Origin of the sequence: Corynebacterium spheniscorum, assembly GCF_900113445.1 — a bacterium.
Lineage (GTDB): Bacteria > Actinomycetota > Actinomycetes > Mycobacteriales > Mycobacteriaceae > Corynebacterium > Corynebacterium spheniscorum.
The window spans coordinates 292,498-316,689 of sequence record NZ_FOPJ01000001.1; the positions used below are offsets into that span (position 1 = coordinate 292,498).

Here is a 24,192-nt window from a genome sequence, read left to right on the forward strand (position 1 = left end):
GGGTGAAAATACAACTCTAAGTGCGTCAAGCTTCTGCGCACAAAAGTCTAACCTAAGCGCAGTTACTGCTTGGGTAGTGCACCTAGCGGCGCCGATGAGCGCTTCCGCCGCGCTTCGCAGCACCACGAGAGGCACCGCGAGACGCACCCCGCGCTGCACCACGTCCGCCGCTGCGCGGACGTTGCTTCAGGATGGATGGGCCACCAAAAACTTTCCGTGGTGGGCCAACATAGTCATCTGCGCCTTCGGGGATATCAAGGGCATCAAAAAGCTCTGGGGAGGTAGAGAACCATTGCTCCGGATCCGGCTGCTTAAGATCTAGCTCCGAATCGATGAGCTTCCATTTTGCTAACTCGTCATAGCCAACCAGGGTGACGGCGATACCGGAATGCCCAGCACGACCAGTACGACCAATGCGGTGCACATAGGTCATGGGATCATCCGGGGTTTGGTAGTTGATGACGTGGGTGACTTCATCAACATCAATGCCGCGGGCAGCCACATCGGTAGCAACCAGAATTTCGATGGTGCCATCGCGGAACGCATTCAAAGAGCGCTCGCGGGCCGGCTGCCCCATATCGCCATGTACCGAACCCACGGTGAAACCGCGGCCAGCGAGATCCTCGGCCACTTCAGCAGCGGTGCGCTTCGTGCGCACGAAAATGAGGGTGCGACCACGGCCACGGGATTGCAGGATGCGGGCGGTAATAGCGGCCTTGTCCATGCGGTGTGCCTGGAATACCACCTGCTTGGTGGATGCATGGGTTTGTTGGGCATCTTCTGCTTCGGCACGGATATGCACCGGGCGATCCATGAAGGTGCGGGCTAAGGCAATAATCGGCCCCGGCATGGTGGCGGAGAAGAGCATGGTTTGGTGCTTATGCGTCAAGGCCGTGAGGATCTTCTCAATATCCGGGAGGAAACCAAGGTCGAGCATTTCATCGGCTTCATCAAGCACGAGGACTGCCACCTGGCCCAGCTGCAAAGCGCCACGCTGATGCAGGTCGATGAGACGCCCAGGGGTGCCCACAATGACATCCACGCCGGCTTCGAGGGCATCAGTTTGCTCCTCATAGGGGCGGCCACCATAGATGGTGAGGATGCGGACCGGCAGGTTCTTGGCCGCTACTTTGAGGTCTTCGCCCACCTGCACCGCGAGTTCGCGGGTGGGCACAACCACCAGGGCCCGCGGGGTGCCGTCGAGTTCGGCAACATCTGCGGAGTCAAAGACTCGATCTAAAAGCGGCACCCCGAAACCAAGGGTTTTGCCCATGCCGGTTCGGGCCTGGCCAATGAGGTCGGTGCCATCTAATGCGAGCGGCAAAGTGAGCTCTTGGATGGCGAAGGTGCGCGTGATGCCGACTTGGCTAAGGGCGTCGGTAATCTCTACCGCAACCCCTAACTCGGCGAAGGAGGGATTCGGGCTCTTTGCAGACACACCTTAGATACTACGGACAGCGGTCTATGATGGGGGCCGTACCCCCGCGCGGCCAGATACCCCGGGGGTAATGTGTAGACCTCATAAAGAAGTCAAAGACAGAAAGCAGGCAACTTCGTGGAGATCAAAATCGGATTCGTCGATTCACCCCGGGAATTGAGCATCACCATGGAAGGCAGCCAAGAAGATCTGGCTGGCCGTATCCACGATGCGCTCAGCCAAACCCAGGGCACCTTGGACCTTCAGGACACCAAAGGCCACCGTTTCATTATCCGCAATGAACGCATCGCCTATGTAGAGCTAGGTAAAGGCCAAGCCCGCCCCGTGGGCTTCGCCGGCATCTAAACTCATTAGCAATATGTCCGAGGACCACCAGCGCGGCCGACACCCTCATCGCCACCAGCAGCCCCCAAAGCAAGAACCACACCAACGCAAACACGAACCTGCGTTGGTGCGCTTCGCCCGCGATTATGGCTGGCGCGCCTATGCCATTCCGGTACTCATCGTGATTACCGGGTGGGTCATTATGGACTTGGTGGTCCCCAGCGTGGGGGAGAGCTCCACCTCAGCCACGAGCTCTAGCAGCACCGTAGTTATCAGCAGCAACCCCACGATCTCGGGCAAAGCCCAAAGCGACACCACCGAAACCGCCGGACCGGACCCAGCAACCTTTGCCCCGCTGGACATCCCCCTAAATGAATTGCCACCAGGCGGTGACTATGCCCAACACGGCGATGGCACCTACCGTGAAGTGGGACGGCCTGGGGTGGCTGCCGGGGAAGGTAAGGAACGGGTGGTGCGCTACGCCGTGGAGATCGAAAATGGAGTGGATACGGCCAGTATTGGTGGCGATGATGCCTTTGCCGCGATGATTGATGCGACGCTGACGGACCCGAAGGGGTGGACCGCGGATCCGCGTTTCCGATTTGAGCATGTGGCGGCGAATGATAATCCGAATATGCGGATTCAGCTGAGCTCTTTGGATACCACTCATAAGCTGTGCGGCAATGAACTGGGAATGGAAACCAGCTGTCACCACATCGAAGGAACCCGCGTGGTGTTGAATCATTCGCGCTGGGTACGAGGGGCGGTGACCTTCCAGGGGGATCTGGGGTCGTATCGCCAATACCTGGTGAATCATGAGGTGGGCCATGGCATTGGGTATGCCCTGCATGAGGCCTGTGGTGGGGATGGGCAATTAGCGCCGGTGATGATGCAGCAATCCCTGAGTTTGAATAATTCGGAGTTGCATCGTATTGATCCGCGCGAGGTGTATCCGGATGATAATGCCACCTGTAAGGCGAACCCGTGGCCCTATCCGAACCCCGCGGCGGCGAAGCCGGGGGAGAAAAAGCGCTAGGTGTGTCCGTGTGCTGCGCGCCGGGAAGGGGGAGGACACGGTAGCGTTCAGAGGTATGGAAGAGTGCAGCACGCCAGCTGAGCGCGCCGAGACGGCTGAGAAGCACCATGAGGCCGCTTCGCCCGCATTGGCTTTTGACACCGAGGTGCCGGAGCAGATCTATCAAGCACTATGGCTAGAAGATGGTCATGGTGCTAGCAGTGCTGCGCCGGTGACCGATGCCCTGGATGCCGCGTGGGCCAATGGCTGGCGGATTGGGGCAGTCGCCTACTCCCGAGTGTTATCGCCGGTTGCCGCAGCGTGGTCGGCACGGATCCGCACCCGATTGAAGGTGCCGGGGCTGCGGGTAGCGCGCCCGATATATTCCACGGATGGCCGTTTCGTGGTGGCTGGGTGGCGTGCTGATTCTTGGGTGCAGGGGGTGGTAAGCCGCCGGGTTGATGAAACCGTGGCTGCGGCTTTGCGCCTGGATTCTGTGCTTGCGGGGCATTCCATTCCAGAACATGCACTATTAGCGCCGGAGGAATGCACTGACCCTTATAGTCGTGCGGACCGCCTGGCTGCTCAAACGACGTTGCATCCCCAAGATGATGTGGCAGTGCACCGTGCGCTGACTGCGATTCCGGCGGCAGCGCAGCTATGTCACGCTGACATGTTGGGGACCACGATTTATTCTGGCGCCAATCCTCCGGTGCTTACCGATGTGGTGGCCACGGCCCGCCCACGTGGGTATACCGCGGCTTTGGCGATGGTGGATGGGTTGCTTGGGGGCTTTGTTGATGAGGACATTATTGACCGCTATGTGGATGAGATTCCGCACCTGCGGACCCTGATGCTTTTGGGGTTGCGGTACCGCATTATTTTGGATGCGGAGCTTCGGGTGATCAGCGCCGGTGATAGTAGCGTGTTCGAACGATATGAAAAGGCTGAGGAATTAATTAACGCAGCTAGAGTAGCTACCCCGATAGTAGGGAAAAAGGAGTTCCGTTCGAATATTGAGCGGGTTAGAGAGGCGATTGTGACCCGTACTGTCTGACATACTGTTAGGCATGGATAAGCAGAAGACCTCTCGATTCGCACAACCAGAAACCCCGCAGGTGGTTCTCACCGAAGCGGACATCACGCAACCAGAGCGCCAGTGGGGCGAAGACGCCCAGGCGTTAATGGCCGAAGGTGCCAGCGGCACCTATCGCGTACGAGGGGTTGCCGGTAGCGGCAAAACCTCTTTGTTGGTGGAAACCGCGATTGCTCGCCTCAAGCAAGGACTCCCGGGTTCCGGACTGCTCATTATCTCCCCCTCCAAGGACACCGCTATTCGGGTTCGCCGACAATTAGTCGAAGAGTTAAGGGCGGAAGATCCTGAGGGCACCTCTTTTGTCAGCGATGGTGCGATGGTGCGCTCGGTGCACTCCCTGGCGTTTGGTCTTTTGCATAAGGCCGCAGCGCGGCTGCGCCATGAGCAAAGCAAAAATGGTGAGGAAGCCACCCTTGGGGAAGTGCGCTTAATTACCGGTGCGGAACAAGATCAAGTTATTCGCGAACTTCTCGAAGGCGATGCGGATCGCGGCGGGGAATATTGGCCAGAAGAGTATCGCCCGGCGCTGAAGATGTTGGGGTTTGCTCGCCAATTGCGTGACTTCCTATTACGCGCCATTGAGCGCGGGCTGACGCCGCAGCGCCTGCAGGAATTAGGGAAGACTTATCAGCGCCCCATTTGGACGGCTGCTGGGTATTTCTTGGATGAGTATGAAAAAACCCAGGCGCTTGCGGGGCCGCGTAACCTTTCCGCCCCGGAGCTGCTTAATGCTGCCTTGGCGATTTTCGACCAGGCCGAGGATGATCCGAAACTTCATACCCTGCTCATTGATGATGCGCAGAACCTGGATCCGACCTCTGCGGAACTTTTGCAGCTGTTGATGCCGGCTACCCAGCTGGTGGTTATTGCTGGGGATGAAGAGCAAAGCGTGTTCCGCTTCCGTGGCGCGAACCCGGACTTCTTGCTTAAGACCGCGGTGGATAAGGACATTGATCTTGGGACTAGCCACCGTAACCCCAGCGTGCGAGTAGCAACTGTGGATGGTGCTAACTCGGAGATGGTGTTTGTTGCGGATGCGATCCGGCGCGCACACCTGCTTCAAGATGTGCCGTGGAAGGATATTGCGGTGATCACCCGCAATGATTCCCAACTACGTGGGCTCAAGCGGGTCCTAGCAGCAGCGGATATCCCCATGCACCTAGGTGGCAGCGCCATTGTGCTTTCTGAATACACCATTGTTACCGGCATTCTCTTTGGTTTGCAGGCACTCTATCGCGAGCTCAGCGACCATGAGTTTGAGCGGCTGATGGTTGGCCCAATTGGCGGCAGTGACCCGGTGATGCTGAAGCGTTTGCTGCGCCGCCTACGTCTATGTGAGATCCATTTGGGTGGCCAGCGTCCGGCCATTAAGTTCCTCCAGGACCTGGTGGATCCGCGGCGTGCTGAGGTGGCTGAAGAAGAAGCTGAAATCGAGCGCACCCTCAATTCGCGAGAGAAGCAGATCCTTGAGCGCATGCGCCGGGTAATGGCTGCTGCCTATAAGGCTCATAGCAATAACGGCAGCCTAGAAGATGTGCTCTGGGCGCTATGGGATGCCACTGGTCTGAGCCACCGGCTCTTAGCTGAATCCTTACGCGGCGGGGCAGCAGGTGCCCAAGCCGATATGGATCTTGATGCCATGATGGCGCTGTTCGATGCCGCCGGTGAATTCGTGGAACGCCGTCCCAACGCCACCATCGAGGCTTTTGTTCGTCACATTATGGAGCAAGAACTCGCCACCGGTGTGCGTGAGCGCCGCGCCGTGGAGCGCGATGCGGTGACCTTGGTGAAGGCGCATAGCGCGGTTGGGCGTCAATGGCACAGCGTGATTGTGTGCGGTGTGCAAGAAGGAATCTGGCCGCAGATGGGTGCTACCGGTTCGCTGTTTGAACAAGATAAATTCATCGACCTGCTCGATGAAGGCATTGATCCTTCTATCCCCATTTCTCAAGCCAGCGAACAGCTTGCGGAAGAACGCCGCCTGTTTAAGTTGGCGTGCCACCGCGCCACCGACCAGTTGCTGGTCACCGCGGTAACCGAAGGTGCGGATGAGGATCTTCAAGAGCCCTCACGCTTCTTGGATGAACTGTGTAAGGAGTATTCGATCGAGGAGCCCGCGCAGGTATCTACCCAGGTACTAGGCGCCACTGAAACTCCTTTGGATAACGCTAGCCCCACTGGTGGACAAGCCTGGTTAAGGCATATGTCGGTGCCTTCGCTTATCGGTGAGCTGCGCAGCGTGCTGTGCTCTGAGAACAGCATGATCTCCGAAGCGACGCGTCAGCAAGCTGCCCGTCAGCTTGCACGTCTTGCCGAGGCCGGCATCTATGGTGCACACCCGGATGATTGGTGGGCAACGACCGAGCCCTCCACTAATGAACCGCTGGAACACGGTGACGTAGTGTGGCTCTCGCCTTCGCAGGTGGAGAACCTCGATGGATGCCCGATGTGCGCGGTACTTGGCCGACTCATCGAAGATGAGGAAACTCCGCTCCAATTGACGCGGGGCATTTTGGTTCACGCTTATGCTGAAGCAGTTTCTCAAGGCGCGCCACGCGAGGAAGCCGCGAAGCTGACGGTGGATGCTTATGCCGACAGCCTTCGAGAGCCAGAAAGTATGCACGCCTCGATGATCGCCACCTTCGAGAAGGTTCTCAATGCCGTGAACAACTGGTTGGATAATGAAAAACCAAAAGCTGCTTCCGAACTGGTTGCTGCCGAGAAAAGCTTTGAGGTGTTGTTGCCCAAGCCGGAAGATAGTGACGTGCAGGTTGGTCTACGCGGACGGATCGACCGAGTAGACCGTTTACTCGAAAATCAAAAGCTGCGCATTATCGACTTCAAGAGCAGCAAAACGGCTGTTACCGTTGCCGAAGCGCAAGATAATAAGCAGCTCGAATGCTACCAATTCGCGCTCTTCCAAGAATTGCAAGCAGAGGGAACAGATCCGGGTACCCAGAACCTCTGGGAAGAGACTCTGGATAGTGCGCGCTTGGTGTACCCGGCGGATGCGACTAACGCCAATCTGCCAAAAGAGAGGAAGCAATTCGCAATGGCGGAAGCTGCTCTGGAAGAGTTTGCGCTCAAACTCCAACGTCTTGGCGAGGAAAGCCTAGGCCCAGTACTGCGGGCGAGCCATGGTGATCACTGTAAATTCTCGAAGATCCGGGATATCAGCCCGGTCGGCTCAGGCGGTAGCTATGCCTGCGACCAGAAGATCCAAAACCAAGATCTTTCCTTCCTCGACCGTCTTCTTATCCAGGAAGAGTCGAATGCAGGCACGACCGACTAACCAAGCACAGCAGCCGCAGGATTCCTTCAAGAACAACTGATTGGCGAGGATACAGCCGAGCCAGGGGCGAATACACACCCCGGGCTCCACGGGTATCACCCACAACTCTCGAATTGGGATCCCAAGCACATGACCGGCTTTGACACACATAGGAACCAAGAGAATAGGCAAGACAATGAGCACCACAGACGACGTTCAACAGCCCACCGCGAAATATAGTGCGCGGGAGCTAGCTGAAGCACTTCAGCAATTTGCTCCCACGGAGGAACAAGCTGCGATCATCGAATCCCCCCAGGGGCCGCTGCTAGTGGTTGCTGGCGCGGGTGCCGGCAAAACAGAAACCATGGCGGCTCGTGTGGTGTGGCTGGTCGCTAATGGTTTCTGCAGGCCTAGTGAGGTGTTGGGCTTAACCTTCACCCGCAAAGCAGCGCAACAACTCGCAAGCCGTATCCGTGCGCGCCTGCGTACGCTAGCCGGGACACCACTGATTAGGGATTTAGATCCTTCTGGTGAACTACAGACTCTGGTGGAGTCCGAGAGCCCGACGGTCCTCACTTATGATGCCTACGCAGGACATTTGGTGCGTGAGTATGGTCTATTGCTTCCAGTGGAACCCTCCGCCCGGATGATTCAGAAGACCGAGTATTACCAACTCATTGACCGTGTCCTCAGCGACTACCCGCATACGTTGACCGACGATAATTCACGGAAAACCTGGTTGGAGCGGGTCTATGACCTATCCGTTGAGATGGATAGTCATCTGGTTTCCATAGAAGACTTACGCGGCGCTAACGCGGATTTCCAAAAGTTCCTCGACGGTGTGATTGCAGCACATAATGGCGAGTTAACTAATCCTGCAATCCGAGGTGCGGTTAAAGCGACCACGCAGCGCGAAGAACTAATCAACTTGGTGGAACGCTTGTGGGCCGAGATGGATGCCCGCCACCTGACTACCTTTGGGCGGCAAATGTCTGCAGCGGCCCGCCTTGCACAGCAATACCCAGTGGTACGTAAAGGCGAGCGCAATCGCTTCAAAGTCGTCATGCTAGACGAATATCAAGACACCAGCCATAGTCAGCGCATTCTCCTATCTAAGCTTTTTGCTGGTAAAGACTCCGATGCCGACACCCCTACCACGATCACCGCGGTCGGCGACCCGATGCAAGCCATCTACGGCTGGCGTGGAGCCACCGCCAACAACTTGCTGTGCTTCTTAAATGACTTCGCCGTTGATGGGAAACCTGCGGAGAAGAAAGAACTCATTCGCAGTTGGCGTAACCCCAAGCTCGTCCTTCAGTTGGCCAATATGGTCTCTGATGACCTACTTAATGTCGAAGGATCAGAGCGACCGGTGCAGCCGCTGGAACCTCGGCCCGATGCAGCTCCAGGGGACGTGAACTTGGCATGGTTCCCCACGCCTCAGCAGGAAATAGCGTATGTGGCGGATTATATGGCTGACCTTTATCGAGAGAAGAAATCTCAAGGTAAAAAATTCACCGGGGCCATCTTGGTTCGCAATAACAGTCATTCACGTCCGATCGAAGTGGCTTTGGCACAAAGGGGAATTCCCTTTGAAACCGGATCCCTTAATGGCTTGCTCAATATTCCGGAGGTGGCCGATGTCGTCGCCGTGGCGACGATGCTGGTCAATCCCGCAGCCGATCCGTCGGCACTAAGGATCCTGGCCGGCCCCCATGTGGGACTCGGTGTGGCAGATATTAAGGCCCTGGCTAAGCGGGCTAAGAGCCTTAACCGCCAAAGCCAGCCCAAGTCGGAAGACGCCACAATCGAAACGGATGCGGTCGAAGCAAGTGTCGGTTCAGGTCCAGCCATGGACAAGCTTCGTGAAATTATTGCGGAAACAACCGCAATCGATGCTGTTGACTCCGCACGTCTAGTAGATGCGATTGCGGACCTGGGGCCGGCCAGCAATTACAGCGAGGAAGGATACGAGCGCCTCAAGCGACTTTCCGCTGAGCTGCGATACCTGCGTACCCATTGCCTCAATAGCCCACTTCCTGAACTTTTCATGGAGATTCAGCGGGTGATTGGGCTACGTGCTGAAGTTGAGGCACGACTGCAGGACCGTAGTGGGACCGCGCATCTGGATCGTCTTCAGGAAGAAGTCGAAAACTATGTCAATGGTGCCGATGCACTAGGGGAGCAAGCCAGTTTAGGAGGACTGCTCAGGTTCTTTGGGGCCGCCGAAACCTTCGATAAAGGGCTCGAGCCCGGCGAAGTCTCCGTGCAATCCAACCGTGTGCAGATTCTCACTGCGCATAAGGCCAAGGGCTTGGAGTGGGATGCAGTGGCAGTGATGCACTGTTCCGACAATGTCTGGGCAAAGGACAAAGCTTCTCAATGGCTCACCAACGCATCGTTGCTTCCCGCGCATTTGCGGGGCGATGCGGAAAAGACAACAGGGGTAGGAATTGCTATCCCGAATTACCCGACGCCAGATCTAACCGGGGTTGTAAAAGCAGCTGATCTTAATAAGGCGAAGGAGGCGTATTCTGCAGCGCTCCGCGCTCACAAGAATCGGGAAGAAGAACGACTCTTTTATGTCGCGATGACCCGAACGGAACGAGCTTTAGTTCTCACCGGTTCCTCTCTACGGGAAGGCGCGATTTATGGAACCGATAGCCAAGGCCTTCTTCCGGTTTATTCCCCGTTTGAAGAGTTGAAGAACTATGTGGAATCAACTCACCCGGAGTGCATCGCAACCTGGACAGAGCTGGAAAAATTCTCGGACCTGCAATTGCCGGAAGGCTATGCCATCGATGGAACCTTCCCCAGCCTGAACCCCACCGATGGTGTACTCGCTGGCGCCGCAGCTGTGCGCAGCATGTTGGATGAATCCGCCAACACCAAGGACCTTCCGGAAGCAGACAACAGCAGTGAGCTAGCTGGCCTGTGGGAACAAGAAGTCAACGCCCTGATTGAGGAACACCTCAATAATCAGCGCGATACCTTGGAAGTTCCGCTCATCGACGAACTGACCGCCAGCGACATGGTGGCACTTAAGGCCAACCCGGATGACTTCACCCGTAGGCTGATCCGTCCGGTGCCCTTCAAGCCCAACCGCTACGCCAAGCGGGGTACCGCCTTCCACCTCTGGCTAGAACAACGCTTCGCCGGTGACATCCCGCTTTTCGATGAGGATGAAATCCTCGGCATGGGTGAAGGCGATATGGAACCCGAGAAGCTCGAACAGCTCAAGGAAAACTACTTGGCCAGCCCCTGGGCGCAGCGCACCCCGGAGTATGTGGAGCACCCCTTCGAAGTCCGCATTGGTCGCAATGTGATGCGTGGCCGTATCGACGCCATCTTCCGCGATGAAGAAACCGGCGGCTGGCTCGTCCTCGACTGGAAGACCGGCCGGGTGCCCGAAGGCGCCCAAATGGCTGCCGCGGAATACCAGCTGGCAGTCTATGCCGCCGCGTGGAAGGAATGGATCAACGATGGTGCCCCCATCCGCGCAGCCTTCCACTATGTGGCCAAGGACTACACGCACTATGTGAATGACGTCCCCACCAAGGAAGACCTCGTGGACTTCCTCCACAACACGGTTCTCGGCAAACCCCGCACCCTGGTAGAGGAGGAAACCCCAGAACCGGAAGACAACAAATAGTTCGCGTTGAGCGAGAAGCTGTGCACCCCGCCACCATGGCAGACAAAACCCGGGGCGGGGTGCACAGCCGTGCCTGCCTTATCCCCACCCCAGAACCATGGGGTAGGGAAGCGCGGGCACTACACTCATCGCCATGGTGTCCATGTGTTTAAACCACACCTGTTTTTAGCACCGAGCGATACCACGTTCGCGCTAAGGTCAACAGGTGTGGGGCAACTGCATAAGACACACCGCACCCCCGCGGGATAACACCGAGACATCCACGTACACCTCGCATGTGAAGGGCAAAAGATGGCGAAGAGGCTGCGCGATAAACTCCCCGGTACTACCGGCGAACTCAATAAAATGCCGGACCATGCTCTCACCGGCATTATCCGCATCCCCGTTGGCCCGGTGCTCAGCCCCTGGTGGCTGATCGCCAAACGCTGCGTCTACGCCGTTGTTTTGCTCTTCATTGTGGCCTGCATTGTCTACTCAGATAAAGACGGCTACACCGAAGAGCTCACCTTCATTGATGCCTTCTACTACTCAACGGTGTCACTATCGACCACCGGTTACGGTGATATCACCCCGGTTACCCAATCAGCTCGACTGATTAATATCATCGTCATCACCCCGATGCGCGTCGCCTTCGTTATCCTCCTAGTCGGCACCACCTTATCGGTGCTCACCGAGGAATCCCGGCGATCGCTACAAATCCAAAGTTGGAGGAAACGAGTGCGCAACCACACCATCGTCGTGGGCTATGGAACCAAAGGCCGTTCCGCAGTCTCCGCACTACTTGCGGACGGTGTTTCCCCCAACCAAATCGTGGTCATCGACACCGACCGCGCCGCCCTATCGCGCGCCGAAAACCAAGGCCTCGTCACCGTCTACGGCTCCGCCACCAAAGCCGACGTCCTCAAACTCGCCGGCGTGAACCGCGCCCGCGCCGTGGTGGTCGCCCCCAACCTCGACGACACCGCCGTGCTGGTCACACTCTCCGTACGTGAAATTGCACCCAGCGCAATGATTGTCGCCAGCGTGCGTGAGCAAGAAAACCAACACCTGCTGGAACAATCCGGGGCGGACTCAGTAGTCATCTCCTCCGAAACCGCCGGACGCATGCTTGGGCTGGCAACCGTCACCCCCTCCGTGGTGGAGATGATGGAAGACTTGCTCTCTCCAGATGAAGGCTTCTCCGTGGCCGAGCGCGCCATCACTGAAGATGAAGTGGGTGCTAACCCCCGCCACCTCGCCGATATTGTGCTTGGTGTGGTGCGCTCCGGTGAGCTTTATCGCATCGACTCCCCAGAAGCAGAAACCGTTGAACCCGGTGATCGCCTGCTCTACATCCGCCGCGTGTTCCGCGAAGATGTGAAGCGTCCGTGACCCACGGCAACACCCCCTTCTCTGCCGACAAGGAGCACCCACACAACCCCCCACGCTTCTTCCTGCTCGATAGCGAAGACCGCTTCGCCTACCATCTAGCGGACCTCCAACCACTCCTGCTGAGCCACGTGCCGGCCAAAGCAGCCACCACCGGCCCAAAGGTAAAGCTCGCGCCAGGCCTCTACGCTCAGCGCAGCACCCCAGGAACCCTAGAGCACCTAGTAAGCACCAACCCCTTGCTGGCTACCGGCACGCTAAGAGAATGGGCCAGCCACCCCTTGGTCTCCAAAGCAGCGGTGCTACTCAAACACCGCGAAACAACTCTTTTCGATCCCCGCGATGGCTCATCTTTAAGCTTCGATGACTCCGGCATTATTGCCCGCGGCCAAGAAGGCACCGGGCAGCCGATCTTCCCGCGCATTGATCCAGCCGTCATCGGGCTAGTGGAATGCCCCAGCGAAAAGCGCATCCTGTTAGCCCGCAACCGGCACCGTGGCCGCAACCACTACTTTTCGCTTATCGCAGGATACGTGGATCCCGGAGAAAACCTCGAAGACGCCATGACCCGCGAAATCGCGGAAGAAACCGCCTACCACGCCAGCATTGTGCGCTACCTAGGCTCCCAATCCTGGGCACCTGGTGGTTCCATCATGATGGGGTTTTATTGCCATGTCACCGATACCCAACCACGTGGTGAAGGCGATGGGGAGCTGGCAGAAATCCGCTGGCTCAGCAGGCAAGAATTATCCTCGGTAGCCTTACCAGGCAAGGGCTCCATTGCCCGACGCATTATTGATAGTTGGTGGTTCGGTGGCCTAGCCGAGGGCCGCGAGATTTTCGCGCCGCACATCGCAGCTGATCCTGCACCACATACCGCGCAGCACCACAGCACCGCAGCACCACCACCAACAACAACACCCACCGGGGGGAAGGGGACAACAGGATAAATGATTAACCTCAACGAGCTTGATGATGACCAACGCGTAGCAGCCACCGCACCGCGCGGCCCGGTCTGTATTCTTGCTGGCGCGGGCACCGGCAAAACTCGCACGATTACCTACCGCATTGCACACCTTATTGACCAAGGCCAAGCCAACCCCAACCGCGTCCTAGCAGTCACCTTCACTGCCCGCGCCGCCGGGGAGATGCGCCACCGCCTGCACACCATGGGCATCGGTGGGGTCCAAGCCCGCACCTTCCACGCCGCCGCCCGCCGCCAACTCAGCTACTTCTGGCCCCAAATCGCCGGCGACCTGCCTTGGAAACTGCTTGATAATAAATTCCCGCTGGTAGGCCGCGCGGTACGTTCACTGCGCCTGGATTCCTCCACCGAATCGGTGCGCGATATCTTAGCCGAAATTGAGTGGGCCAAAGCCTCTCTAGTCACCCCTGAAAAATACCCGGAAGCCATTAAAAACACTGATCGCACCCCGCCGATTAATGCCGAGAAAATCGCGGAATGCTATCGCCGCTATGAGCAAGCCAAAATCTCGCCCGAAGGTGTCCTCCTCGACTTCGATGACCTACTGGTCCACACCGCCGGGGCACTAGAAAACTCCCCAGCAGTAGCCGAAGAATTCCGCGAGCAATACCGCACCTTCGTGGTGGATGAATACCAGGACGTCACCCCCTTACAACAACGCGTCCTGGAAGCCTGGCTAGGGGAGCGCGATGACCTTACGGTGGTCGGCGACGCCAACCAAACCATTTACTCCTTTACCGGCGCCACCCCGGACTATTTGCTGAACTTCTCACGCACCTATCCACATGCCACGGTGGTGAAACTCCAGCGCGACTATCGCTCCACCCCACAAGTCACAGAGCTGGCCAATAAGGTCATTGCCAAAGCCACCGGAAGGGTAGCGGGCACCCGCCTCAAACTTGAAGGCATGCGCCCCGATGGCCCTGAGCCCACCTTCACCGGCTACGCCGATGAACCCAGCGAAGCCCGCGAGGTCGCCGGAAAAATCCTTAGCCTGCTCAACGAGGGTGTTCCCGCCAGCGAAATCGCGGTGCTCTACCGCATTAATGCACAATCCGCGGTATTTGAACAAGCACTCTCCGATGCCGGCATTGTCTACCAGGTTCGCGGTGGCGAAGGCTTCTTCAAACGCCCCGAGGTCCGCCAAGCCATGACCCAACTCATGCGCGCGAGCCAACGCTCGGACCTTATCAATGACCCCATTAAAGTCACCCGCGCTGTCCTCGCGGAACAAGGGCTTACCCCCAGCGAACCAGAAGGCGCCCAAGCCCGCGAACGCTGGCAGCTGCTTAATGCACTCGCCGAGCTGGTAGAAGAAATCGTGCACGCCATCCCGGATCTTGATCTGGAAGGCGTCATGCGCGAGCTCCACCGCCGCATGGAAGCTAAACACCCACCCACCGTCGAAGGGGTGACCCTGGCTTCCCTGCATGCCGCCAAGGGCTTGGAATGGGATGCGGTTTTCTTAGTTGGCTTGGTCGAAAACACCTTGCCCATTAGCCACGCCATTAAAGCCGGGGACTACCAGATCGAAGAGGAACGCCGGCTTTTCTACGTGGGCCTTACCCGCGCCCGCGAACACCTGCACTGCTCCTGGGCTTCCGCCCGCCAAGAAGGCGGCCGCGCGTCTCGCAAACCCTCCCGCTTCCTCGATGGCTTCATCCCCGAAAAAGACATCCCCGCCACTGTCCCACCACGCTCGGTACGCCCCAAACGCTGCCGGGTATGCGGCGCACCCCTAGAAACCCCCACCGCGAAGGTGCTCCGCCGCTGCGAGAGTTGTCCCTCTGATGCCGATGAGGCAGTCTTCGAGGGCCTACGTGCCTGGCGTTCTGAAACCGCAAAAGAACTCAGCGTGCCGGCCTACATTGTCTTCACCGACGCCACCTTAATGGCCCTGGCAGAAGCCATGCCCGAAACCCCAGAAGAACTCCTCGACATTAGCGGCATTGGTCCGGCCAAAGCCCAACAATTCGGCGAAGATATTCTCGCCACCATCGCCGGATTCTCCCGCTAACTCAGCGGTGCTTCTAGATCCGCCGCGCATCATGGCATACCGGGCAACGCGGATGCGGCCTAAACTCCCGCCGCGTTTCCGGCTGCTCCCCAAACACATCAACGCTCAACATGGTGCCTGCCTGCGGCCGCCACACTGGTTGCACCCCCGGTGGGGGATCGCGGTGCGGCCGCAATAAATCCAAGACCACCCCCACACAGCGTGCCGCCGTGGCACTTACCGCCACCGGGTTGCGGCTGGTCGATTGCGTGCCCGTGAGCTGCGTTAACACCCGATAATGGCAAGGATCCGCCGCCGCAGCATAAAGATCCATACATAGCGGGCACGGCCCCGCACCCCGAATATGCAGCGGACCGATCTGCCCACGCCCATCACTAATACTCACCGGAATCCACGTCGAGGTCCGCGCCGAAAGCGCTGGGGCAAAAAGCCGGGTATGCGACCCACGATCCACCACCACAATTGGTCGCGGATCCACCCCCATGGTGCGGGCATAAAGAAATTGCAATTCCGAACCATCATCCCCTACCCGTTGAACTCCCACATTATGGGCAAGAAATAGCCTGGTGAGTTCTTCCGCTAATTCCCCATGCCCCAAAAGCGTTAAGTCCGCCCGCTCATCTGGTGCCACATAAGCCCGCGCATTCTGGTACTCGCTGCGTTTATGCAGCACTCGATAAAGCAATAATTCCTCAATCACCCCCAGCGCGCGTTCCTCAGATAACTCCACATGTTCTACTAAGTGCGTCACTAAGTGCTGTACTGGAACTCCCGCAGCGGTTTTCTGCGACAGTATCTGCACCAATTGTGAAGCCCGCGGACTATATATAATCCCAGCTTGGCGGGCATTTAAACCAAATTGCACATGCTCTTCATCACGCAACAACACGGCCGCGGCGGGCGCTAAACACACCCAATCCTGTGCCTGCAGTGCACCCAGCGCGCGCGTATCCACGGGCGCGGAAAATGAGACCCCCAAAAAATTTTCCTTCCCCCCAAAAAATTCTTAAGCCATATTGCACCACATTTCTCCCGCATGCGCTAGAGGCGCCCCGTGCTAGACCAGCATAGGAAGCTTTCTCGAGATCGGGGTCCCCGCAGGCAGGCACAGATAGGACTAGGCTCCAGGGATTAATGAATGCCACGCCTGATCCCCAGAAGAACGCGAGTATGCCGAACACTCACCCCATCGTTGGCCCGGCCGGCCCAGAAGATTTCCCCATCAAGGTGATTCGTTCCCCCAAACGCACTCGCACCATGGCCGCACGCTGGGTGGATGGTGTTTTAGAGATCCGTATCCCCGCTACCTTAAGCGTCCAAGCAGAAGCCGAAGCGATTAAAGATTTACGCCGCCGGGCCCTTAAACGCTCTCCCTATGCCCGCGCGCACCGCAGCGATGCTGAGCTCGTGGCCCGCGCACATGAGTTGAACGCGAAATATTTAGAAAACCGCGCCACCATTGGGGTGATCCGCTGGGTGACTAATCAAAATAAACGCTGGGCTTCTTGTACTACCGCAACCGCAGAAATCCGGGTCAGCCACCGCCTGCAGCTGGTCCCGGATTATGTGCTGGATGCCGTTTTAGTGCATGAGCTGGTGCACACCTTCATCCCCAATCATTCCCAGGAGTTTTATTCCTGGGCTGATCGGGTGGCTTTCGCGGAGCGTGCCCGCGGCTACCTAGAGGCCTACCAACGCTTCGGGCAGTCCTAGTCCTCAGGGCCCTTGGGGTCCTCGGAGTCGTCTTCGCCCTTATCCTTATCTTCTTGTTCCTGCTTATGCAGCATCTCTTCGAGCTTATTGATCTCCGCAATGGGGTCGAAGTCCGGCAGATCATCTTCACCTAAGAGGCGATCAATAAAGGCCGCGGAGTTCTCCAAATCAGCAGCAACTGGCAGGAAGTCCGGGTGATCCCACACCCCATCGCGGCGCTGCATCCCCACGGCCACATCCACGCGCCGCCAGAGTTCAGCCGCATCAGAAACCTTCGGGGCGGTAATCTCAATGCCTACAATCGCCGATAGCGCCTTATCCGCAGAACCGCCACTAGCGCGGCGGCGACGCCACGCCTCAGAAAGCGCTGGGGTAGCCGGAATGCGATCACCTAGGGCTTTATCCACCACATGATCCACCCACCCTTCAATCAAGGCGAGCAGCGTTTCTAGGCGGGAGGAGGCCTGCTCATTACGAGAGACCAGGCGCGGGGCAATCTCATCGGATTGCAGGCGCTGCAGGGCCTCTTGGATGCGTTCGGGATCCCCACCTTGGAAATCAACATCGCGCATGGCTTCATCTAAAGCAGAGGTATCTATCTCCATGCCGGCGGAGTATTCCTCCACCGCAGAAACCACAGATTCCCGCAACCAGGGCACGTGCTGGAAGAGGCGCTGGCGGGCCACCTCGCGGGCACAGATATAGACCAATAGCTCCTGTGGGGCTAGATCTAATGCCTTAGACATGGCCTTTAAATTCCGCGGCAAAATAGCGGTCACCCCGGCGGGACTGAGCGGTAACCCAAAATCGGAGCCGGTTAATACTTCCTGCGCTAATTCACCCAACGCATGGCCACTACGCACCGCGGTGGTCATGGCATTCATGCGATTAAACATTCCCGCCATCGGCCCCATCATCTCGCGGGCTTGTTCGGGCATGGCATCTAATTGCGCTTGGGCGGTGTGTTCCGCCACGGGGCTCAACAGGCGCTGCCACATCGGCATGGTTTCTTTTAACCAGGTTGCCGCATTCCAAGAAACGGTCGTCCCGCCGGTTGCCGGCAAGATCGTGGCATCGTCTAACCAAAGCTCCGCCAGGCGGATGGATTCGCGTACCGCATTCTGATCCTCGGCGGGGCGCTCCCCGCGCACATGCTGCAAGGCGGTGCGTTCTACTAGGTCGATGTCCAGCACTTCACCCTCAGACTGAGCGGAGGCGAAACCGGACATCATTTGCCCGAATTGGTCGAGCATATCGCTAAGGTTCCCGAACCCAGGGCCACCAGCTGGGCCACCGGGTTGGTTCGGGTCGCCACCACCGGGCATCCCGAAAATGGGGATCCCGAAGATGCCGAAGTTTCCGAAGCCGCTATTGCGCTGTTCTTCTTCGCGTTTGCGGCGCTCTTCATCGTCCTCGTCGTCGTTACCAAAAGAAAAACCAAAGCCACCTGTGTTCATGCGCACCAATCTACCGCCCTAACCTGGTGGGTGCGTGGAAAATGAGACATGCTCTCAGCGAACAAGCAGGAGACTAGCGGCCCCGTGTCAGCGGAGGCCAGGTAGTCTATGTCTTCGTGAACCGTCGACTCCGCACTTTCGTTTGGGGCGTATTGCCCATCGCCGCTTTGGGCACGCTGGCTAGCTTGGACCATGTACCGGGCACCGATATTGATTTAACTGTGCCTTATGCAGCCGAAGGTCCGGGGCCTACCTTTAATACCTTGGATGATTATGAGGGCAAACCCGTCATCGATATCCAAGGCGCAGAATTAGATCCCACCAGCGGAAACCTCAATATGACCACGGTGGCGGTACGCACGCATATGTCTTTGGCCCAAACCCTTTATCGCTGGGTGGCCACCAAGGACACCATTGTGCCGATCGAGCAGATCTTCCCCCCTGGTTTTAGTGAAGAGCAGGTGCAGGAAAATAATAAGATCGCCTTTTCCACCTCAGAAAACGCGGCGACCGCAGCAGCCCTGCGCTATTTGAATCGCCCCTTTGATGTGCGGGTGGAAGAGATTCTGCCGGATTCTTCGGCGAAGGATGTCTTAGCGCCTGGCGATATTATTGTGGCTGTTGATGGCCGCAAAGTCGCTGATCCGATGACGGTGCGCACCGCTGTGCGCGCGCATGCCCCGGGCGAGGATGTGAGCATTATGGTGCGTAAGGATTCCGGGGAAGAAGCGGTGCATAAACTAAAACTTGGCCAGTCCAAGCAAGAAGCCGGGAAAGCCCAGCTGGGTATTTTGATGAGCGCCCAATCAGCTGAGGGCATTCAGGTGGAATATAACTTGGATGACATTGGTGGGCCTTCCGCCGGCCTTATTTTCTCCTTGGCGGTGGTGGATAAACTCAGCCCCGGGGAAATTAATGGCGGGAAATTCGTTGCCGGCACCGGCACCATTAAAGAGGATGGCACCGTTGGCCCCATCGGCGGCATTGTGCATAAAATCCAGGCCGCCAGCGATGCTGGTGCGGAAGTATTCTTAAGCCCACGGCTAAATTGTGGTGAGGCCTTAAGCCGCAAACACGATAATCTCACGATCGTCGCCGTAGATAGCTTAGAAGATGCAATCTCCCAGCTTGAGGCCTATAACCGTGGCGATAAAGAGCAGCTGCGCACCTGCGATCAGGCGAAGAATTAGTAGTCTTCCTCTAAAGATTTACTGCTGGTGCGCGGAGTGTCATCATCATCTTCGACCAGGCCCAGATCCCGAATACGGGTTTCTGGGTCGGTTTTATCGGAAGTCAACATTTCCTGCATAATCAGGCCACGATCATTATCAATCACGGTAATAACCGTGGTGGATGCAATCGCGGAATAACCCACAATCCGCGAACCGGTATCCTCCACCACCCGCGAATTCCGCAATTCCGTTAACGCCTGAGTTGTCGAGGCAGCACGGGAATCCGAATGATCAAATTGGAATTGCCCATCATGCCCCGAGCACAAATAACTATCCTTCTTACCCCCAGACCCGCAGCTTTCTAGGCCCTCAAAAAACTCCCGCGGCGCAATTGTCTTATATAACTTCGCCACCTTTTCGACATCCTTCGGCAAAGCCTTCGCCGCACTCGAGTTGCTGGTGCTAGGCACATCCGATTCCGCAGCGGTAGTGCTGGTGGTGCTGCTAGCTGGGGTGCTTTCCTCCGAGCTCGTGGGGCTGGGGGTTGCTGAGCTGCTTAAGGTTGGGCTGGGGGAGGCCTCTGCCACACCAGTGGAGCGCCCCGGCGGGGGTTCGTCACGATCACGTAGTTGCCCGCAGGCACTTAAAGTACCTGCTAAAGCCAGGATGGATAAGCCCGCCATAAGACGTGATAGTGCTGGTGAGGGGCTTAAAGTTCGGCGTGATAAGGCAGGCACGAGGAAGGTCACCATTTTCTTAGCAGGGGTCTAAGCAACTATTGGTTCAACCATTCTAGTCCGCGCCACCGTCAAGTATGTGCGTGTGGCATAGCTGCACCCCTGCACACCCCCATAGGGAATGTGCCAGAACCCCAGCCCGCCGATCTCGGGGAAGCTAAAGCTCCTCCTCCCAGGATTGGTGCAGACCATGAGAAAGCGCCTCAATAACCCCAGGGGCCACCCCCGGGCCGCCGCGTAACTCCACCTCATCCTCAGCAAAGGGGCTGGTAGCCAACTCCTCCTCGGTGGGGCGAAGCTGCAATAATGTCAGCTCCGCGCCATCGCGCAGCACCCCGGAAAATAAGCGCGCCGGGCGTGGGGTGGGATCGGTGACATCCTTGAAAATAATTTCCTGCGCCAGGATCGCGCCGGCTACCTGCGGGGGCCACAGGGCGCGGGCAACATAGTCCACTAGTTCATCGGAACCTGCGCGGATATGGGTGGGCAGATCCTCTTGGAGCACCAAAGTAAAAGGCGCATCATCGGGTTCTGGATCGGGTTGCGCGAGCTCCTGGGCGAGTAGGGCAGTGGGCACTAAAGCGAAAAGACTGGGGCCTTCCGCATCCCAACCTTCGGCATGCACAAAATCCACCGCTTCTAACATCGCACGGTTCAAAGCGGGGTGTGAGGTGCCCTTTTGGGGAGAATCAGGGTGTGGGTGCGTGGGCTGGTGAGGGCTCATCGGTTGGTCTTTCTAGTCGCTGGGGCAAAGGATCCGTAAGCTAGCAGGGTACGTAGCTTAGTGCGTGCGCAGGTATCGCACTAAGTAATACTGCACATTCACCCTCTGAGGCATGTGATCGCTGCGCTTGAGTGATAAGCGGGGCGGATCCCAAGCACAATTAAAGGAGTTGACGTGGCGTCCGGACTGACACGGCCACCTGCTGCATATCGACGCCGACCTAAAGCAATTAGTTGGCTGATTGCGATCATCGCCGCTTTGGTGATCCTCGGCCCCGTTTTGGTTGGCGTATATACCGACTGGTTGTGGTTCGGGGAGGTGGATTATCGCGGAGTCTTCAACAAAGTCATCCTCACCCGCATCGCCCTCTTCTTCGCCTTCGGGCTGCTAGCGGCGCTGGTGGTGTGGTTCGCTGGGTTTATTACCTGGCGGAATCGCCCACGCGAGCTGGACCATGACATTGATTCACCCATCCACGAATACCGCAAGATGATGGAGCGATCCGTACATGGATTGCTGCTGATTGTGCCAGTGGCGGTGGGGTTCTTCGCCGGCATTATGGGCCAAGGCTATTGGCGAACCGTCTTACTCTTCTTCAACCGCCAAAGCTTTGGGGTAGCGGACCAACAATTCGGCCGCGACTATGGGTTCTACGCCTTCGTGCTGCCCATGGCGCAGGTCGCAATTGTGGCCTTGAGCTTCATCCTGGGTGTGTCCTTTATTATCTCCCTGATCGCGCACTACCTTTTAGGCAGCATTCGCCTAGGTAACCGCGTGATGGGGCAGCGCGGACATATCAGTGTTTCCGCCCGCAAGCAGCTCGCCGCAATGGCGGGCCTATGGATGCTGGTGACCGTGGCCCGCTATTGGGTGGGGCGTTATGCGCTGCTGAATAATAAGCACGACACCTTCACCGGTGGTTCCTATACCGATATCAATGCTTACCTGCCGGCCCGCATTATTTTGATGATTATTGCGGCCTTTGTGGCGGTAGCTTTCTTCGCCGCGATTGTGCTCAAAGACCTGCGCATCCCCGTCCTGGCGGCGGTGCTGATGGTGCTTAGTGCCACCGTGATTGGGGCGGGCTGGCCGATCGCCATGGAGAACTTCTGGGTCAAGCCCAACCGTGCGGTGAAAGAATCCGAATATATTGCGCGCAATATTGAAGCCACCCGCTATGCCTATGGGTTAACCGATGACAAGGTCACCTATGAACGCGAATGGGGTGCCGGGCAAGTAGATGATGAGAAGGTTTCCGAAGAGGAAGCCACCTTATCGAATATCCGTCTGCTGGACCCCGAGGTGCTTTCCCCCACCTTCACGCAGATGCAACAGCTGCGAAACTTCTATGGCTTCCCCAAGACCCTTTCGGTGGACCGCTACACCGTGGATGGGCAATTGCGTGACTATGTGGTGGCCGCCCGCGAGTTGGACCCCAATAGCCTGAAAGACAACCAGCGCGACTGGATCAACCGCCATACCGTGTACACCCACGGCAATGGCTTCGTAGCCGCCCAAGCCAACCAGGTTGATGAGGTGGCCCGCGATGCTGGCTCCACCCGCGGTGGCTTCCCGGTGTATACGGTTTCTGACCTGCAATCCAATGCCAAGAATAATGCGGACTCCAATAAGAAAGATGCCGAAGAATTAGGCATCGTGGTGGATCAACCGCGCATCTACTTCGGGCCGGTGATTGCTAGTTCCACGGACCGTGCGGACTATGCCATTGTGGGCGATACCGGAACCGGACCGGTGGAATATGACACCGAAAACACCAGCTACACCTACACCGGCACCGGTGGTGTGGATGTGGGCAATTGGTTCACCCGCGCAGCTTTCGCCCTGAAATATCAGGAAATGAACCTGATCCTTTCTGAGCGCGTCGGTGGGGACTCCAAGATCATCTTCGACCGCGACCCCCGCCAGCGCGTCCAAAAGGTAGCCCCCTGGTTGACCACGGACTCGAAGACCTATCCCACCGTGATTGATGGTCGCGTGAAGTGGATTGTGGATGGCTACACCACCTTAGATTCGCTGCCCTATGCGCAACGCACCTCCTTAACGGAAGCCACCGAAGATGCCCTCAACCCCGATGGCACCACCCAGCGGCTGATCACCAATGAGGTCTCTTATATCCGCAACTCCGTGAAGGCCACCGTGGATGCCTATGACGGCACCGTGGAGCTCTATGAGTTTGATACCGAAGACCCGGTACTTAAAGCCTGGGAAGGTGTGTTCCCGGGCAGCGTGAAACCAGCCAGCGAAATCTCGCCGGAACTCCGCGAGCACCTGCGCTACCCAGAAGACCTCTTCAAGGTGCAGCGCTCGCTCTTGGCGCGCTACCACGTGGATGATCCGCGCACCTTCTTCACCAATGATGCGTTCTGGTCGGTTCCGGGTGACCCCACCCAACCGGAAGGCAAGAAGGACCTGGCACAGCCGCCCTACTATGTGGTGGCCGCTGACCCAGAAACCAAGAAGCCCAGCTTCCAGCTGATTACGCCCTTCCGTGGTTTGCAGCGTGAATTCCTGGCCGCACATATGACGGTGTCCTCGGATCCGGATAACTACGGCAAGATCACCGTCCGCGTTCTGCCCACCAAGACCCAAACCCAGGGCCCGAAGCAGGCGCAGGATGCCTTGATGTCCTCTGACCAGGTGGCGCGTGACCGCACCCTGTGGGAGGGCACCAATGACCTACGCAATGGCAACCTGCTGACCCTGCCGGTGGGTGGCGGTGAGATCCTTTATGTGGAGCCGATCTACTCCCAGCGCAAGAACCAAGAATCTGCTTTCCCCAAGCTGCTGCGCGTGCTCGTGAGCTACAAGGGCAAGGTGGGTTATGCGCCGACTATCTCTGAGGCCTTAAGCCAAGTGGGGATTGACCCGGCTGCTGCCCAAGAGATTGATGTGATCCAAGGCGATAATGATCCCACCCCGAAGGATCCGATGAAGGATCGCGATGAGGGTGAGGATGCCACCAAGGATTCCGAGAAGGATGATGATAAGGCCTCTGCCGTATCCCCGCCGGCTACTGGCGCGCCGGGTGATGAGGCAGAAGCGATTAGCCGCATCAATGATGCCCTCGATGGCCTAGATCGGGCCAAGAATGGCAACTTCGAGGAATACGGCAAGGCGCTGGATGAACTCGATAAGGCGGTTGCTGATTATCGCAAGCTGAAGAACTAGGGCCATGTGAGGCTCTAGCGAAGCGCTAGTGAAG

At 57.7% G+C, this 24,192-nt stretch carries 16 protein-coding genes; 11 read left to right on the forward strand and 5 right to left on the reverse strand.

Features of this window, described 5'->3' with window-relative positions:
• Nucleotides 1–82: 82 nt before the first annotated feature.
• The gene (locus tag BMZ01_RS01355) at nt 83–1,438 is read right to left on the reverse strand and encodes a DEAD/DEAH box helicase (RefSeq protein ID WP_092283620.1); all 1,356 of its coding nucleotides are present in this window, start codon (nt 1,436–1,438) and stop codon (nt 83–85) included.
• A gap of 117 nt (nt 1,439–1,555) precedes the next feature.
• Between BMZ01_RS01355 and BMZ01_RS01360 the strand changes: the two genes are divergently transcribed.
• The 8 genes from BMZ01_RS01360 to BMZ01_RS01395 all read left to right on the forward strand — a co-directional run bounded on the left by BMZ01_RS01360 (nt 1,556) and on the right by BMZ01_RS01395 (nt 15,166).
• Complete coding sequence (locus BMZ01_RS01360) at nt 1,556–1,783, forward strand: DUF3107 domain-containing protein (protein ID WP_092283622.1); 228 nt, start codon at nt 1,556–1,558, stop codon at nt 1,781–1,783.
• A 103-nt stretch (nt 1,784–1,886) separates the two neighbouring features.
• Nucleotides 1,887–2,798, forward strand: coding sequence for a DUF3152 domain-containing protein (locus BMZ01_RS01365; RefSeq protein WP_223845853.1), 912 nt, complete (start codon nt 1,887–1,889; stop codon nt 2,796–2,798).
• A gap of 55 nt (nt 2,799–2,853) precedes the next feature.
• Nucleotides 2,854–3,834 carry a TIGR02569 family protein gene (locus BMZ01_RS01370; RefSeq protein WP_177180006.1) on the forward strand — a complete coding sequence of 327 codons (981 nt, stop codon included), beginning with the start codon at nt 2,854–2,856 and terminating at the stop codon, nt 3,832–3,834.
• A 13-nt stretch (nt 3,835–3,847) separates the two neighbouring features.
• A complete protein-coding gene (locus BMZ01_RS01375) occupies nt 3,848–7,165 on the forward strand; it encodes an ATP-dependent DNA helicase (protein WP_092283628.1) in 3,318 nt (1,105 codons plus the stop codon).
• Nucleotides 7,166–7,340: 175 nt separating this feature from the next.
• Complete coding sequence (locus tag BMZ01_RS01380; RefSeq protein WP_092283630.1) at nt 7,341–10,796, forward strand: ATP-dependent helicase; 3,456 nt, start codon at nt 7,341–7,343, stop codon at nt 10,794–10,796.
• Between the two features lie 345 nt (nt 10,797–11,141).
• On the forward strand, nt 11,142–12,167 hold the full coding sequence (locus BMZ01_RS01385; protein ID WP_395890686.1) for a potassium channel family protein: 1,026 nt from the start codon (nt 11,142–11,144) through the stop codon (nt 12,165–12,167).
• The gene (locus BMZ01_RS01390; protein ID WP_092283634.1) at nt 12,164–13,114 is read left to right on the forward strand and encodes an NAD(+) diphosphatase; all 951 of its coding nucleotides are present in this window, start codon (nt 12,164–12,166) and stop codon (nt 13,112–13,114) included. Before BMZ01_RS01385 ends, BMZ01_RS01390 begins: the two co-directional genes overlap by 4 nt.
• Nucleotides 13,115–15,166, forward strand: a complete 2,052-nt coding sequence (locus BMZ01_RS01395; protein ID WP_092283636.1) for an ATP-dependent DNA helicase UvrD2 — start codon at nt 13,115–13,117, stop codon at nt 15,164–15,166.
• A 13-nt stretch (nt 15,167–15,179) separates the two neighbouring features.
• On the opposite strand, the gene BMZ01_RS01400 is transcribed toward BMZ01_RS01395, so the two are convergent.
• On the reverse strand, nt 15,180–16,145 hold the full coding sequence (locus BMZ01_RS01400; protein WP_143067417.1) for a hypothetical protein: 966 nt from the start codon (nt 16,143–16,145) through the stop codon (nt 15,180–15,182).
• A gap of 191 nt (nt 16,146–16,336) precedes the next feature.
• Here BMZ01_RS01400 and BMZ01_RS01405 point away from each other — a divergent pair, with 191 nt between their 5' ends.
• Nucleotides 16,337–16,879 (forward strand): M48 family metallopeptidase, encoded by a 543-nt coding sequence (locus BMZ01_RS01405; protein WP_223845849.1) that lies wholly within the window; start codon nt 16,337–16,339, stop codon nt 16,877–16,879.
• Here BMZ01_RS01405 and BMZ01_RS01410 read toward each other — a convergent pair.
• Complete coding sequence (locus BMZ01_RS01410; protein ID WP_092283640.1) at nt 16,876–18,336, reverse strand: zinc-dependent metalloprotease; 1,461 nt, start codon at nt 18,334–18,336, stop codon at nt 16,876–16,878. The genes BMZ01_RS01405 and BMZ01_RS01410 overlap by 4 nt on opposite strands.
• 116 nt (nt 18,337–18,452) lie before the next feature.
• Between BMZ01_RS01410 and BMZ01_RS01415 the strand changes: the two genes are divergently transcribed.
• On the forward strand, nt 18,453–19,526 hold the full coding sequence (locus BMZ01_RS01415; protein WP_092283642.1) for a YlbL family protein: 1,074 nt from the start codon (nt 18,453–18,455) through the stop codon (nt 19,524–19,526).
• On the opposite strand, the gene BMZ01_RS01420 is transcribed toward BMZ01_RS01415, so the two are convergent.
• Nucleotides 19,523–20,191 (reverse strand): hypothetical protein, encoded by a 669-nt coding sequence (locus BMZ01_RS01420; protein WP_092283644.1) that lies wholly within the window; start codon nt 20,189–20,191, stop codon nt 19,523–19,525. The genes BMZ01_RS01415 and BMZ01_RS01420 overlap by 4 nt on opposite strands.
• A 211-nt stretch (nt 20,192–20,402) precedes the next feature.
• Nucleotides 20,403–20,891: a PPA1309 family protein gene (locus BMZ01_RS01425; protein WP_092283776.1), complete on the reverse strand. Its 489-nt coding sequence runs from the start codon at nt 20,889–20,891 to the stop codon at nt 20,403–20,405.
• Between the two features lie 252 nt (nt 20,892–21,143).
• Between BMZ01_RS01425 and BMZ01_RS01430 the strand changes: the two genes are divergently transcribed.
• Nucleotides 21,144–24,158 (forward strand): UPF0182 family protein, encoded by a 3,015-nt coding sequence (locus BMZ01_RS01430; RefSeq protein ID WP_092283646.1) that lies wholly within the window; start codon nt 21,144–21,146, stop codon nt 24,156–24,158.
• Nucleotides 24,159–24,192 lie beyond the last annotated feature (34 nt).

Excerpts from the sequence above, each read along its gene's own strand:
- BMZ01_RS01420 (WP_092283644.1), bottom strand. The coding sequence starts at position 20,191 with ATGGCGGGCTTATCCATCCTGGCTTTAGCAGGTACTTTAAGTGCCTGC.
- BMZ01_RS01405 (WP_223845849.1), top strand. The coding sequence starts at position 16,337 with ATGCCGAACACTCACCCCATCGTTGGCCCGGCCGGCCCAGAAGATTTC.
- BMZ01_RS01410 (WP_092283640.1), bottom strand. The coding sequence starts at position 18,336 with ATGAACACAGGTGGCTTTGGTTTTTCTTTTGGTAACGACGACGAGGAC.
- BMZ01_RS01370 (WP_177180006.1), top strand. The coding sequence starts at position 2,854 with ATGGAAGAGTGCAGCACGCCAGCTGAGCGCGCCGAGACGGCTGAGAAG.
- BMZ01_RS01375 (WP_092283628.1), top strand. The coding sequence starts at position 3,848 with ATGGATAAGCAGAAGACCTCTCGATTCGCACAACCAGAAACCCCGCAG.
- BMZ01_RS01395 (WP_092283636.1), top strand. The coding sequence starts at position 13,115 with ATGATTAACCTCAACGAGCTTGATGATGACCAACGCGTAGCAGCCACC.
- BMZ01_RS01425 (WP_092283776.1), bottom strand. The coding sequence starts at position 20,891 with ATGTTAGAAGCGGTGGATTTTGTGCATGCCGAAGGTTGGGATGCGGAA.
- BMZ01_RS01385 (WP_395890686.1), top strand. The coding sequence starts at position 11,142 with ATGCCGGACCATGCTCTCACCGGCATTATCCGCATCCCCGTTGGCCCG.
- BMZ01_RS01380 (WP_092283630.1), top strand. The coding sequence starts at position 7,341 with ATGAGCACCACAGACGACGTTCAACAGCCCACCGCGAAATATAGTGCG.